This window comes from Bradyrhizobium sp. 22 (assembly GCF_000482425.1).
In the GTDB taxonomy this organism is placed as follows: Bacteria; Pseudomonadota; Alphaproteobacteria; order Rhizobiales; family Xanthobacteraceae; genus Bradyrhizobium; species Bradyrhizobium japonicum_B.
The window spans coordinates 1,729,814-1,742,893 of the sequence record NZ_KI519400.1; the positions used below are offsets into that span (position 1 = coordinate 1,729,814).

Annotated in this window: 11 protein-coding genes; 2 read left to right on the forward strand and 9 right to left on the reverse strand. The window is 66.6% G+C overall.

Annotation, left to right across the window (positions count from 1 at the left end):
* Positions 1–219 precede the first annotated feature (219 nt).
* Together K410_RS0133605 and K410_RS0133610 are read right to left on the reverse strand one after the other, a co-directional pair.
* Positions 220–1,875 (reverse strand): ATP-dependent DNA ligase, encoded by a 1,656-nt coding sequence (locus K410_RS0133605; RefSeq protein WP_028138937.1) that lies wholly within the window; start codon positions 1,873–1,875, stop codon positions 220–222.
* Positions 1,872–2,909: a ligase-associated DNA damage response exonuclease gene (locus K410_RS0133610; RefSeq protein ID WP_028138938.1), complete on the reverse strand. Its 1,038-nt coding sequence runs from the start codon at positions 2,907–2,909 to the stop codon at positions 1,872–1,874. Before K410_RS0133610 ends, K410_RS0133605 begins: the two co-directional genes overlap by 4 nt.
* Before the next feature lie 129 nt (positions 2,910–3,038).
* Between K410_RS0133610 and K410_RS0133615 the strand changes: the two genes are divergently transcribed.
* Together K410_RS0133615 and K410_RS0133620 are read left to right on the forward strand one after the other, a co-directional pair.
* On the forward strand, positions 3,039–3,965 hold the full coding sequence (locus K410_RS0133615) for a class I SAM-dependent DNA methyltransferase (protein ID WP_028138939.1): 927 nt from the start codon (positions 3,039–3,041) through the stop codon (positions 3,963–3,965).
* Between the two features lie 116 nt (positions 3,966–4,081).
* Positions 4,082–5,311, forward strand: a complete 1,230-nt coding sequence (locus K410_RS0133620) for an ABC transporter substrate-binding protein (protein WP_028138940.1) — start codon at positions 4,082–4,084, stop codon at positions 5,309–5,311.
* A gap of 154 nt (positions 5,312–5,465) precedes the next feature.
* On the opposite strand, the gene K410_RS0133625 is transcribed toward K410_RS0133620, so the two are convergent.
* The 7 genes from K410_RS0133625 to xylB form a co-directional block, all read right to left on the reverse strand.
* Entirely contained in the window at positions 5,466–6,317 is an 852-nt protein-coding gene (locus tag K410_RS0133625; protein WP_028138941.1) for an amidohydrolase family protein, read from the reverse strand.
* A gap of 3 nt (positions 6,318–6,320) precedes the next feature.
* The gene (locus K410_RS0133630) at positions 6,321–7,298 is read right to left on the reverse strand and encodes an aldo/keto reductase (RefSeq protein WP_028138942.1); all 978 of its coding nucleotides are present in this window, start codon (positions 7,296–7,298) and stop codon (positions 6,321–6,323) included.
* A 102-nt stretch (positions 7,299–7,400) separates the two neighbouring features.
* Positions 7,401–8,333 carry a sugar-binding protein gene (locus K410_RS0133635; RefSeq protein WP_028138943.1) on the reverse strand — a complete coding sequence of 311 codons (933 nt, stop codon included), beginning with the start codon at positions 8,331–8,333 and terminating at the stop codon, positions 7,401–7,403.
* A gap of 96 nt (positions 8,334–8,429) precedes the next feature.
* Entirely contained in the window at positions 8,430–9,512 is a 1,083-nt protein-coding gene (locus tag K410_RS0133640; protein WP_028138944.1) for an ABC transporter permease, read from the reverse strand.
* Complete coding sequence (locus K410_RS0133645) at positions 9,512–10,270, reverse strand: ATP-binding cassette domain-containing protein (RefSeq protein WP_028138945.1); 759 nt, start codon at positions 10,268–10,270, stop codon at positions 9,512–9,514. The genes K410_RS0133640 and K410_RS0133645 overlap by 1 nt, the downstream gene beginning before the upstream one ends.
* Positions 10,271–10,283: 13 nt before the next feature.
* Positions 10,284–11,606: a xylose isomerase gene (gene xylA / locus K410_RS0133650; RefSeq protein ID WP_028138946.1), complete on the reverse strand. Its 1,323-nt coding sequence runs from the start codon at positions 11,604–11,606 to the stop codon at positions 10,284–10,286.
* Positions 11,603–13,060, reverse strand: a complete 1,458-nt coding sequence (xylB, locus tag K410_RS0133655) for a xylulokinase (RefSeq protein ID WP_028138947.1) — start codon at positions 13,058–13,060, stop codon at positions 11,603–11,605. The genes xylA and xylB overlap by 4 nt, the downstream gene beginning before the upstream one ends.
* Positions 13,061–13,080 lie beyond the last annotated feature (20 nt).

Here is a 13,080-nt window from a genome sequence, read left to right on the forward strand (position 1 = left end):
CACATGGGGAACCCGGATCGGTGCGTCAATCGGGTTACCGGAGTTTAATTCGGCAGGCACGTGCCGCGGGTTGCCAACCTCGCCCGCTTGCAGGAGAGGTCGCGCCGAAGGCGCGGGTGAGGGCTCTCTCCTCTTGGGGATTCCCACCGCGGAGACAGCCCTCTCCCCAACCCTCTCCCGCACGCGGGAGAGGGAGCGCAACGCCCTCGTGGCAACAGTTCACACCTCGATCTCCTCCGCCTTCAGCATCCGCTCCAATGTCTCCAGCCGGTCGGCCTCGCGCGGCGGCTTGTCCCAGCGCAGGCGGCTGATGCGGGGAAAGCGCATGGCGACGCCGGATTTGTGCCGCGGCGAGCGCTGCAGGCCCTCGAACGCGACCTCCAGCACCAGCCCCTTGTCGCCCTCGTGCACGACATGGCGCACGGGACCGAATTTTTCCGTGGTGTTGCGGCGGACGAAGCGGTCGATCTGCAAGAGCTCCTCGTCGGTGAAGCCGAAATAGGCTTTGCCGACCGGCACCAGCTCGTCGCCGCCCTCGCCCGCGGTCCAGACGCCGAAGGTGTAGTCGGAATAATACGACGAGCGCTTGCCGTGACCACGCTGCGCATACATCAGCACGGCGTCGATGATGTGCGGATCGCGCTTCCACTTCCACCATTGGCCCTTCGGCCGTCCCGGCAGATAGGGCGCATCGCGCCGCTTCAGCATCACGCCTTCGACGGCGTCCGCATCTTCTCCGGCGCCCGCACTCGCGGGATCGGCGCGCGCGGCGGTCAATGCGTCCCAGCTTGCGAAAGGCACGGTGGGCGACAGGTCGATGCGGGGATCACCGAGCTTCGTGATGAAGCTCTCCAGCCGCTCGCGCCGCTCCGCGAACGGCAGCTCGCGCAGATCGTTCTCGTCGTCGCCGAGCAGGTCGTAGGCGCGAAGGTGGATCGGAAACTCCTTGATCAGCTTGGGCGAGACGACCTTGCGGTTGAGGCGCTGCTGCAGGACGTTGAAGCTCTGCACGCGGCCCTCGCGCAGGATCAGCAGCTCGCCGTCGATCGCACCCGGCAAATGCAGCGACGGCACGAGGTCCGGAAAGCTGCCCGTGATGTCCTCGCCGGTGCGCGAATAGAGCCGCGCCGTGATGTGGCCGCGCTCGTCGCGGCCGGCAACAGCCTGAACGCGGATGCCGTCCCATTTCCATTCGGCGATGTAGTCGGCCGGATCGAGCCCGGCGAAATCGGTGTCCTCGATCGCATGCGCCAGCATCACGGGCCGGAACGGCGCGGGATCACGGTTGACCGGCTTGTCGCCGCGGCCTTCCAGCCACGCGAACAGGTCGAGATAGGGCGGTGCGAGGCCCGGCCAGATCAGCTCGACCTCATGCGGATCCTTGTCGCCGAGCGCGGCCGCCGCGGTCTTGGCAAGGCGCGCCGAGATGCCGATCCGCAAGCTCCCGGTGACGAGCTTCAACAGCGCCCAGCGTCCGGTCTCGTCCAGCTCGTCGAGCCAGCGCTCGAGCTGCTTCGGCAGCTCGGTCTTGCCGAGCGTGCGCAGCGTGGTGACGACCTCGGTGAGGGTCGGGGGTGGTGGGTTGTTGTGCGCGGCAAGCCCGGCCTTCGGCCACATCAGCGCCACCGCCTCCGAGAGATCGCCGACGTAATCGTAGCTCAAGCCGAACAGCACCTCATCGGTGCGCGAGGCGATGAGGTTGCGGATCAGCGCCGGCTTGGCGTGCTTGAAGCTGAGCGCACCGGTGAGCGCGGCGAGCGCGTAGCCGCGGTCGGGGTCGCCGACCTCGCGGAAATAGCCGGTGATGAGCCGCAGCTTGTTATTGCGGCCAGGCTCGTAGGCGAGGCGGTCCAGGAGTTCGGCGAAGCGGTTCATGCCTCAGCCTCACCCGTGATCGGCGTCTCGCTTTCCTCCTCGTCGCCATAGCCGACGAGGTCGAGCGGCTGCGCTTTCAGGCCCTTGCTTCGGCACCAATGCACCAGCGCATCTTCCTGGCCGTGGGTGACCCAGATCTCGCCGGCGCCGGTGGCGCCGATCGTGGCGGTGAGACCGTCCCAATCGGCGTGGTCGGAGATCACCAGCGGCAGCTCGACGCCGCGCTGCCGTGCCCGGGCGCGCACGCGCATCCAGCCCGAGGCGAACGCGGTGACCGGATCGGGAAAGCGCCGCGTCCACAGGTCTGACGTCGCCGAGGGCGGTGCCAGCGTGATGGTGCCGGCCAGCGCCGCCTTCTTGACGCCCTTCACCGGCCGGAGCTCGCCGAGGTCGATGCCGCGGCTCTGGTAGTAATGCGTGATCGTCTCCATGGCGCCATGCAGGTAGATCGGGGCATCGTAGCCAGCCTGCCGCAGCAGCTTGATCACGCGCTGCGCCTTGCCGAGCGAATAGGCGCCGACGAGATGCGCGCGCTCGGGAAACAACTCGACCGAGGCGAGCAGCTTGCTGACCTCATCGGCGGCGTCGCCATGCCGGAATACCGGCAGGCCAAAGGTGGCCTCGGTGATGAAGACATCGCAGGGCACCAGCTCGAACGGCGTGCAAGTCGGGTCCGGCGCGTCCTTGTAGTCGCCGGAGGCGACGATGCAGGTCTGCTTGCACGTCACGGCGATCTGCGCCGAGCCCAGCACATGGCCCGCCGGGTGAAACTTGACGCGGACATCGCCGAGACGGATCTCCTCGCCATAGCGGATCGCCTGCGTTGAGCCGGCGAAGTTCTCGCCATAGCGCAGTCGCATCATGTCCAGCGTTTCCTGCGTCGCCAGCACCGCGCCATGGCCGGCGCGGGCATGATCGGAATGACCGTGGGTGATCACGGCCCGCTCGACCGGGCGGACGGGGTCGATATGGAAGCCGCCGGGCCTGCAGCACAGGCCGGCAGCAGCTGGCAACAGGATGTCTTGAGGTCGCATGGTCGTGATATAGGCAGTGGGCGCTTCAAATTAAGCTGTCATGCGCGGGCTTGACCCGCGCATCCATCTTCTTAAAGAGTTCTGTTTTGATGGATTGCCGGGTCAAGCCCGGCAATGACGAGTAGTTCCATGCCGCTCCGCCTGTTCCAGACCTCCGGCGATCTCATGGCCGACCGCCGCTTCGAGTTCGCGCGCGACCTCCAGCTCAAGGGCGATCTGCCCGCGGCCGCCGACCTGCTGGAGCAGGCGATCGAGCTGGCGCCCGACTTCACCTCGGCCTGGTTCACGCTCGGCGAAATCCGGCAGCAGCTCGGCGAGCGCGACAAGGCCATCGCGGCGTTTCGAGAAGCGCGGAGGTCCGACCCCGCCGACCAGCACGGCGCCGGCCTGCATCTGATGCGGCTCGGCGATACCGAGATGGCGGAGATGCCGAAGGCCTATGTGCAGGCACTGTTCGACCAGTACGCCCCGCGTTTCGAGCATGCGCTGATCAACGATCTCGGCTACCGCGCGCCCAGCCTGATCTTCAAGGCGGTGCTGGCCGCGCGCGTCGCCGCGAAGAAACCGGCCTACTTCAAGCGCACCATCGATCTCGGCTGCGGCACCGGCCTTGCGGCCGCCGCCTTCGCCAAGCAGGTCGATCATTTCATCGGCATCGACCTGTCGCCCGGCATGATCAAGCAGGCGCGCGCCACCAACCTCTACGCCGAGCTCGAGGTCGCCGACATGATCGAAGGCCTGCGCACGAAGCATGACGCGAGCGCGAACCTCATCGTCGCAGCGGATGCGTTCGTCTATCTCGCCGATCTCGCGCCGGTCCTCGACGAAGCGAGCCGCGTGCTCGCATCGGGCGGCGTGCTCGCCTTCACGCTGGAGACGCATGACGGCAGCGGCATCGTTCTCGGCGAGGGTCTGCGTTATGCCCATCCAGCGGAATATGTTCGCGGCGCCATCGCCAAGGCGGGCCTGAAGCTGCTGACGCTGGAGCCGGCCTCGCCGCGCAACGAGAACAACGAGCCGGTGCGCGGTCTCGTCGTCGTCGCCGAGAAAACTTGAGTCTAGGCGCTGGGCTCCGCGCGATTTAAGCGTCATTGCGTCGCAAAGATGCGACTTCCCACTTGCGAGCCGTGCAGCGTTCCCAGCACAATGCGCGCACCAGGGAGAAACAAATAATGACGAAGAAACCATCGCGGCGCGAATTCAACGCCGCCGCGCTTGCCACCATCGCCGCATCCACCTTGCCCGCGCCCTACGTCTGGGCCGCGGAGAAGAAATACGATGCGGGCGCCAGCGACACCGAGATCAAGATCGGACAGACCGTGCCGCATTCCGGCCCCGGCTCGCTCTACGGCGTGCTCGGGCGCATCGGCGAAGCCTATTTCCAGATGCTGAACGAGAAGGGCGGCATCAACGGGCGCAAGATCAAGTTTCTCACCATGGACGACGCCTACAGCGCGCCGAAATGCGTCGAGGCGACGCGGCGACTGGTCGAGCAGGAGGAGGTGCTCGCGCTTTACGGCTCGCTCGGCACCGCGCCGCAGACCGCCGTGCACAAGTACCTGAACTCCAAGGGCGTGCCACAGCTGCTGCTCAACACCGGCGCGTCGAAGTGGAACAATCCGAAAGAGTTCAAATGGACGATGGCGGGCCTGCCACTCTATCCGACCGAGGCGCGCATCCTGGCCCGCCACGTCGTCAGCGTGAAGCCGAATGCCAAGATCGGCATCCTCTACCAGAACGACGATTTCGGCCGCGACTTCCTCGGTCCCTTCAAGAAGGTGCTGGCGGATGCCGGCGGCACCGCGCAGGTGATCATGGAGCAAACCTATGATCTGACCGAACCGACCGTCGATTCCCAGCTCATCAACCTGTCGAAGTCGGGCGCCGACGTCTTCTACAACATCTCCACCGGCAAGGCCTCGTCGCAGTCGATCCGCAAGGTCGCCGAGCTCGGCTGGAAGCCGCTGCAGCTGCTGTCGGCCGGCTCGACCGGCCGCTCGATCCTCAGCGCGGCGGGCCTCGAGAACGCCACCGGCATCGTCGCCATCCGCTACAATAAGGAGGTCGGCCTGCCGAAATGGGAGAAGGATCCCGACGTGATGGCGTTCGAGGAATTGCGCAAGAAATACACGCCGGCGATCGACCCCGACAACACCATCGCCTTCGCCGGCTACGGCCAGGCCGTGACCATGGGCGAGATCTTGCGCCGCTGCGGCGACGAGCTCACCCGCGCCAACGTGCTGAAGCAGGCCTCGAACCTCAAGGGCTTCCACTCGCCCTACTTCCTCGACGGCGTCACCTACAGCTACACGCCGGAGGATTACACGCCGATGAAGACGCTGTTCATCTCCACCTTCACCGGCAAGGACTGGGACATCTCCGACAAGCCGATGTCGGAGTAGCACTCACATCGTCATGGCCGGGCTTGTCCCGGCCATCCACGCCCTTCTACGCAGCACAAAGAACGTGGATGCCCGGGACAAGCCCGGGCATGACGGCCTCCGCTGATTTTCAAATGCGATTGGACTTTGCTCTGCCAGCACAGCGGGAGCGCAGCTAGCTGGCCATCGCCAGCCGATACGCCTGCGCTGCATTCACGCCGAACGCCTTGTCCCGCACCTGCGGACCAAGTTTCGCCAGGCAGGCTTCCAGCGCGGCCTTGATCTCGCCGTAGCTTCCCGCAAGCAGGCACACTGGCCAGTCCGAGCCGAAGATCAGCCTGTCCTCGCCAAAACAGTCTGCGGCGTGCGCGACGAAGGGAAACAGGCGCTCCACATCCCAGTCGTTCCAAACTGCCTCGGTCGCAAGGCCCGAGATCTTGCACCAGACATTGCCGCAGGTCCCGAGCGCCTTGATGCGATGAGACCATTCGGCGCTGCCGCCGTCCGCGATCGGCGGCTTGGCGGCGTGGTCGAGCACGAAGCGCGCTTGCGGAAAGGCCTGCGCGGTTGCGATCGCGGCGGGCAGCTCGCGGGTGCGGACGAGAAAATCGTAGGTGAGATCGTGTGCGAACGCAGCCGTGAGCCCGCGCTGGACGTCCTCGCGCAGCAGCCAATCGGGATCGGCTTCATCGTGCACCTGGTGGCGGATGCCGACGAGCTTGTCTCCGCCCGGCAAACCACGCAGCCGGGCGAGCGTGTCGCTGAGCGCCCCGTCGGTCAGGTCGGCCCAGCCGACGACGCCGATCACCGACGGCGTCGCATGCGCGATCGCCAGGAATTCCTCGGTCTCCTCGAGCGAGGAGCGGCATTGCACCAGGATGCTGGCATCGATGCCGTTCGCCTTCAGCAATGGCGCCAGATCAGCCGGGCCGAATGCACGACGGATCGGCGCGAGCTCGTCCGCCGCCATCCAGGGATAGTCGGCGCGCGCCGGATCCCAGAAATGCTGATGCGCATCGATGATCATGCCTTACGCTCCCGTCGGCAGCTGCGCGCGCGCATCGACGAGGCTTCGCGCGCGCAGCTCCTGCCAGAATGCGGCCGGCACGGTCTTCTCCGACATCGCGATGTTGTCGGCGACCTCGGCGGCGTTGCGCGCGCCCATCACGGCGACGGTTACCGCCGGATGCGCCATGCAGAACTGGAGCGCGGCGGCTTTCAGCTCGGTGCCATGCTTGCGGCAGAGCGCCTCGAGCTCCAACGCCCGCGCCACCAGCGAGGCATCGGCATCCTGATAATTGAACTTCGCGCTCGTATGCGGATCGGCGAGAATGCCGCTGTTGTAGATGCCGCCGAGCAGGATGCCGATGTTCTTGGCCGTGCAGACCGGAAACAGCGCATCCAGCGCGCCCTGGTCGAGCAGCGTGTAGCGCCCGGCGAGCAGGAAGCAGTCGACCGGCACGGCTTCCGCGAAGCGAACCGGCATCTCCGACTGGTTCATGCCGGCGCCGATCGCCTTGACCGTGCCGTCCTCGCGCAGCCGCTGCAGCGCGCGGAAGGCACCTGTGACGGCCTCGTCATAATGATCGTCGGGATCGTGCACCAGCAGGACGTCGACGCGGTCGAGCCCGAGCCGGCCCAGGCTTTCCTCGACCGAGCGCATCACGCCGTCATAGCTGAAGTCGAACACCGGCCGCTCGCGCGACGTGCCCTTGTAGTGCTCGTCCTCAGTGGCCGCGCCTTCGGGCATGCGCAGCAGGCGGCCGACCTTGGTCGAGATGGCGTAGGAGGCGCGCGGCTGTTGCCGCAGGAAGGCCCCGAGCCGCCGTTCGGCGAGGCCAAAGCCGTAGAGCGGCGCGGTATCGAAGAATCGTACCCCGACCGACCAAGCGCGCGCGATCGTCGCCTCCGCATCGGCATCGCTCACAGGACTGAACAATCCGCCGAGCGGCGCGGAGCCGAGGCCGATTGAGGTGACGTCGAGCGAGCCGAGCCGCGATCGTTTCATTCCCATGGCCTTGTCTTCATTCCAACAGTTCAAATCATCTCTCCCGCTTGCGGAAACCGCAAGCGGGAGAGGCATGCAGGAGCGCGGGGCTGGCGGGCGCTCCTACTTCAACATCTGCGCGACGTTGTCCTTGGTGACGAGATCGAGGCCGGTGTAGACGATCTCCGGCACCTTCTCGCCCTTCTTGATGGCGAGCAGCGTATCCATGGCCTTCTCGCCCATCTCGAACGGACGCTGGCCGACCAGCGCATTGGCATAGCCGTCGCGCAGCAGCTCGAGCTGCATCTTCAGCGTATCGGCGACGACAAGGGTGAACTTGCCGGAATCGATGTCCTTCTTGTTCCTGGACGCGAAGGCCTTGAAGCCTTCGGGCGCGAACATCGGCCAGCCGCCGATGGGAACGATCGCGGCGAGATCGGGCGTCGCGGTGCGCATGTCCGTCATCTGCTGCACCGCCAGCGCGGGATCGTCGTTGCAGAAGGTCGGGGAGCCCGCGACCTCGGTCCATTTCGAGCCCTTCAGCGCCTCGCGCACGCCGTCGACGCGCTCGGCGAGATTCTTGGCACCTGGGCCGCCGGAGACCATGGCGTATTTGCCGCCGTCGGGCCGCATCTTCAAGAGCTGCTTGCCGAGCGCGACACCGAACTCCTTGTTGTTGGTGCCGATATAGGCGAGGCGCTTGGATCCGGGTGCGTCGGCATCGAAGGTGATGACGGGGATGCCGGCGGCGGTCGCCGCCTCGATCGACTTGGTCATGGCCGCGACGTCGGCGACCGAGATGGCGAGACCGTCGACCTTCTGGGTGACGAAGTCCTGGATGATCTGCGCCTGCGTCGCCGGCTCGTGCTCGACCGGTCCCTTGTAGATGCACTCGATGTTGCCGAGCTCCTTGGCCCGCTTCAGGCAGCCGTCGCGCGCGAAGTCGAAGAACGGATTGTTCATCGCCTTCGGTACGATGACGAAGCGGTAGTTCGCGGCGAATGCCGGCGTCGCCATCATCGCAACCGCGATGCCGGCCAGAAGAAATTTCCTCATCGTCTCCTCCACTCTTGCTTGGTGCCCGTCCTTCTCAAGATCGTCCGGGAAGCAGACGGGCGGCGTTTTCGTTGCCTTCCCGAGAACCACGTCAATTCAAGTCATCCGCGAGCGAATGCGGTCGACCAGCACGGCCAGGATGATGATCACGCCGACCAGCGTCTGCTGCCAGTAGGACGAGACCTGCGCCAGCACGAGGCCGTTGCGGATCACCTCCAGCAGCACGCAGCCGACGATGGCGCCGAGCGGACCACCGATGCCGCCGGCAAGATTGGCGCCGCCGATGACGGCGGCCGCGATCACGTTGAGCTCGTAGGAGGTCGCCATGTTGGCCGGCGCCGACCCGAGCCATCCCGAGATGATGATGCCTTGCAGGCCGGCGGCCAGCGCGCAGATCACGTAGACCTCGATCTTCACCCGCACCACCGGAATGCCGGTCAGCTCGGCCGCCTTCTCGTTGCCGCCGAGCGCAAAGACGTGGCGGCCGAACGCGGTGTGGTGCAGCACCACGGCCATCGTCAGCGCGAGGACCACCAGATAGATGAACGGCACGGGTACGCCGAGCACGTCGCCCGAGGTCGCGGCGTAGAAATAATCGGCATCGGGCCCGCCCGGAAAGCTGCCGCGGCCGTTGGAGACGACATAGCCGAGCCCGCGCACGATCGAGAGCATGCCGAGCGTGGTGACGAAGGGCGACAGGCCGAGCACGGCGATGCAGAAGCCGTTGACGAGCCCGGCGATCAGCGCCACGCCGAGACCGGCCAGGACCGAGACCAGCAGGATCAGCCCGGGCACGTTGGCGAGCACGGTCTTGCCGTCCGCAGCCATGTGCACGAACAAGGCGCCGGCGGGCGAGCCGGGCGACGACAGCTCGGTCATGACCATCGAGGTGATCATGGCGGAGAAGCACATCATCGAGCCGACCGAGAGGTCGATGCCGCCGGTGATGATCACGAAGGTGACGCCGAGCGTGGCGATGGCGATGAAGGAGAAGTTCTTCGCCACGTTCTGCATGTTGCCTTCGGTGAAGAAATACGGGCTGGCGAAATGCATGATCACCAGCAGCACCGCCAGCGCGAGCAGCACGTAGCCGGTCTGCGAGGCGAAGATGCCGCGCTGCCACCATCTGATCCGGCCCACATTGGTGAAGCTGATCGGAGATTCCATGGGCATGGCCATTATGCCGCCTCCTTCGCGCCGGTGATGAGGGCGGTGACTTCCTCCGGCGAGGTCTCGTGGATCGGCTTGTCGGCGCGCTTCTCGCCGCGGCGCATGACGATGACGCGGTCGCATACCGCGAAGACGTCGGGCATGCGGTGCGAGATCAGCATCACGGCAACCCCCTGCTCCTTCAGCCGGTGGATCAGGCCGAGCACCTGCTCGACCTGACGCACCGAGATCGCGGCGGTCGGCTCGTCCATCATCACCAGCCGCGCATTGGAGAGCCGCGTGCGCGCGATCGCAACCGCCTGGCGCTGGCCGCCGGACATCTGCTTGACGAGATCGTCGGGGCGTGTTTCCGAGCGCAGCTCGCCGAACAGCTCCAGCGCCCGCGCCGCCATCGCCTTGTGGTCGAGCAGCGCGACGGGCCCGAATTTCCGCTTCAGCTCGCGACCGAGGAACACGTTGGCCGCCGCCGTCAGATTGTCTGATAGCGCGAGGTCCTGATACACGACCTCGATGCCGACCGCGCGGGCATCGACGGGCCGGCTGAAATGGACCGCGCTGCCGGCAAAACGGATCTCGCCATGGCTGGGACGGAAATTGCCGGCGATGATCTTGACCAGGGTCGACTTGCCCGCGCCGTTGTCGCCCATCAGGCCGACCACCTCCCCCGGCATGACTTGCAGGTCGACCTCGTGCAGCGCGCGGATGGCGCCGAATTCCTTGCCGATGCCGGAGAGCTCGAGCACCGGTGTCGCGTCAGTCTTCGTCATCAGCGGCGTTTCCTCAGACATAGCGGTTGACCAGCGATTCCAGATATTCCTGCCGCCCCGAGCGCGGCTGCGGGTCGAAGCCGGGCTGAAGCGCGCGGTCGGCGAGATCGGCAAGCGAACGCTGGCCGGCGAGAATCGCCCGGCCATCGGGGCCCGCCCACGCCTCGTAGCGCTTTGCAAGCGGCGCACTCAGCACGCCGGCGTCGACCATGTCGGCGGCGGCGAGGAAGGCCCGCGCACAGGCATCCATCGAGCCGACATGAGCATGGATCAGATCGTCGGGATCGATCGACTGGCGGCGGATCTTGGCATCGAAATTGAGCCCGCCCGTGGTGAAGCCGCCGCGGTTCAGGATCTCGTGGAACACCAGCGCCAGCTCCGGCACGTTCATCGCGAATTGGTCGGTATCCCAGCCGAGCAGATCGTCGCCGCGGTTGATGTCGAGCGAGCCGAACACGCCGAGCGCCTCGGCCAGCGCGACCTCGTGGTGGAAGGAATGGCCGGCGAGGATGGCGTGGTTCTGCTCGATGTTGAGCTTGACGTCTTTCAGCAGGTCGTAACGTTCGAGGAAGCCGTAGCAGGTGGCGACGTCGAAATCATATTGGTGCTTGGTCGGCTCCTTCGGCTTCGGCTCGATCAGGACCGGACCCTTGAAGCCGATCTTGTGCTTGTGCTCGACGACGAGCGAGACGAAGCGGCCGAGCTGGTCGAGCTCGCGCTTGAGATCGGTGTTAAGCAGCGTCTCATAGCCTTCGCGCCCGCCCCACAGCACATAGTTCTGGCCGCCGAGCCGGTGCGTCACCTCCAGCGCGGCGCGGACCTGGCCGGCCGCGTAGGTGAAGATCTCGGGGTCGGGATTGGTCGCCGCACCCGCCATGTAGCGGCGATGCGTGAACAGGTTCGCAGTGCCCCAGAGCAGGCGGACCTTAGCTGATGCCATCTTCGCTTCGAACAGATCGGCGATCGCGTTGAGATTGGCGACGGACTCGGCGAGCGAAGCGCCCTCCGGCGCCGCGTCGACGTCGTGGAAGGTGAAGTAGGGCACATCGAGCAGGCGGAACAGCTCGAACGCGACATCGGCCTTGGCCCGCGCCTGCGTCATCGCATCGCTGCCGTGATGCCAGGGCCGCAGGAACGTCTCGCCGCCGAAGGGGTCACCGCCCGGCCAGCAGAACGAATGCCAATAGCAGACCGCAAAGCGCAGGTGATCCTCGAGTCTGCGGCCGTGGACCATGCGGTCCTTGTCGTACCAGCGGAACGCGGGCGCCGGTCCCGCGTCCTGGCCGGCAAAGGCGACAGGTGCGCTCGCATCGAAGAATTTGGCTGACGCGTTCACTTCAGGGACTCCTTCAATGCGGGATAAAGCTCGCGCCATCGCCGATAGGCTTCGTCATAGGCGGCAGCGAGGGAAGCGCGGGGCGTGAAGCTCGCGAGTCGTCGCGGCCGGGTGCAGACCGCCTCGGCTCTCTCGCCGGTGGTAGCGAGCCGGCCGAGCCGCGCGGCGCCGAGGGCCGCCCCCACCTCGCCCTCTTCGACGCGGTGAACGGGAATGCCGAGCACGTCGGCACAGATCTGTGCCCATAGCGGCGAGCGCGAGCCGCCGCCGACGAGATCGACCTCGGCAATCGGCCCGCTCGCCTGGCTCAGCGCCGCCAGATTGTCGCGCGCGGCAAAGGCGACGCCTTCGAGCACGGCCTGGACGATCTGGCTGCGGCCGGTGGCACCGCGCAGACCGACAAAGGCGGCGCTCGCGGCGGCATCGTTGTGCGGCGTGCGTTCGCCGTCGAGATAGGGCAGGAATCTGATCGGGCTCGGCGCATCGACGCGCTCGCCGAGTGGCGCCAGCAGTGTTGCGGCCGGCACCTCCATCACACCGGAGAGCCAGGCCAGCGAAGCCGCAGCCGACAGCATCACGCCCATCTGATGCCAGAGGCCGGGCAGCGCGTGGCAGAACGCGTGCACGGCCGAGGCCGGCGCTGGCGCGAAGCGATCGGTGACGCGGAACAGAACGCCTGATGTTCCCAGCGACAGGAAGGCATCGCCGGGCGCGATCGCGCCGAGCCCGATCGCGCTCGCGGCATTGTCGCCGGCGCCGCCCGCGACCACGACGTCCTTCCTCATGCCCCAGCGCTGCGCAAAATCCGGAGCGAGCACTGCGCTCGCCGCGCTGCCCTCGACGAGGCGCGGCATGTGATGGAGGTCGAGCCCGGTAGCGTGCAGCAGCAAGGCCGACCAGCGCCGCTCGCCGACATCGAGCCACAGCGTGCCGGCGGCATCGGACATGTCCTCGACCATCTCGCCGGTGAGGCGATAACGCACATAGGCCTTGGGCAGCAGCACCTTTGCGACACGCTCGAAAATCTTGGGCTCGTGCCGCGCGATCCACAGCAGCTTCGGCGCCGTGAAGCCAGGCATGGCCAGGTTGCCTGCGATCGCGTGCAGCGACGGACAGCGCCGCTCCAGCACCGCGCATTCAGCCTGCGAGCGGCCGTCATTCCAGAGGATCGCCGGGCGCAGCGGCTTGCCGTCCTCATCGAGCAGCGTCGCGCCATGCATCTGGCCGGACAGGCCGATGCCGCGAACCCTCGCAACCTCGCGCGGATGGCGGCTTGCGAGATCGTCGACCGCGCCGATCGCCGCATCGACCCAGGCATCGGGGTCCTGCTCGGACCACAGCGGCGCCGGATGCGACAGCGCGAGCTCGCGCGCGCCGGTCGCGACGATCGCGCCGGCTTCGCTCACGAGCACCGCTTTCACGCCGGACGTGCCGATGTCCAGTCCGAGATACAAATCGTCCTCCTCTTTCCTCA

Excerpts from the sequence above, each read along its gene's own strand:
- K410_RS0133605 (WP_028138937.1), bottom strand. The coding sequence starts at position 1,875 with ATGAACCGCTTCGCCGAACTCCTGGACCGCCTCGCCTACGAGCCTGGC.
- K410_RS0133610 (WP_028138938.1), bottom strand. The coding sequence starts at position 2,909 with ATGCGACCTCAAGACATCCTGTTGCCAGCTGCTGCCGGCCTGTGCTGC.
- K410_RS0133615 (WP_028138939.1), top strand. The coding sequence starts at position 3,039 with ATGCCGCTCCGCCTGTTCCAGACCTCCGGCGATCTCATGGCCGACCGC.
- K410_RS0133620 (WP_028138940.1), top strand. The coding sequence starts at position 4,082 with ATGACGAAGAAACCATCGCGGCGCGAATTCAACGCCGCCGCGCTTGCC.
- K410_RS0133625 (WP_028138941.1), bottom strand. The coding sequence starts at position 6,317 with ATGATCATCGATGCGCATCAGCATTTCTGGGATCCGGCGCGCGCCGAC.
- K410_RS0133630 (WP_028138942.1), bottom strand. The coding sequence starts at position 7,298 with ATGAAACGATCGCGGCTCGGCTCGCTCGACGTCACCTCAATCGGCCTC.
- K410_RS0133635 (WP_028138943.1), bottom strand. The coding sequence starts at position 8,333 with ATGAGGAAATTTCTTCTGGCCGGCATCGCGGTTGCGATGATGGCGACG.
- K410_RS0133640 (WP_028138944.1), bottom strand. The coding sequence starts at position 9,512 with ATGGCCATGCCCATGGAATCTCCGATCAGCTTCACCAATGTGGGCCGG.
- K410_RS0133645 (WP_028138945.1), bottom strand. The coding sequence starts at position 10,270 with ATGACGAAGACTGACGCGACACCGGTGCTCGAGCTCTCCGGCATCGGC.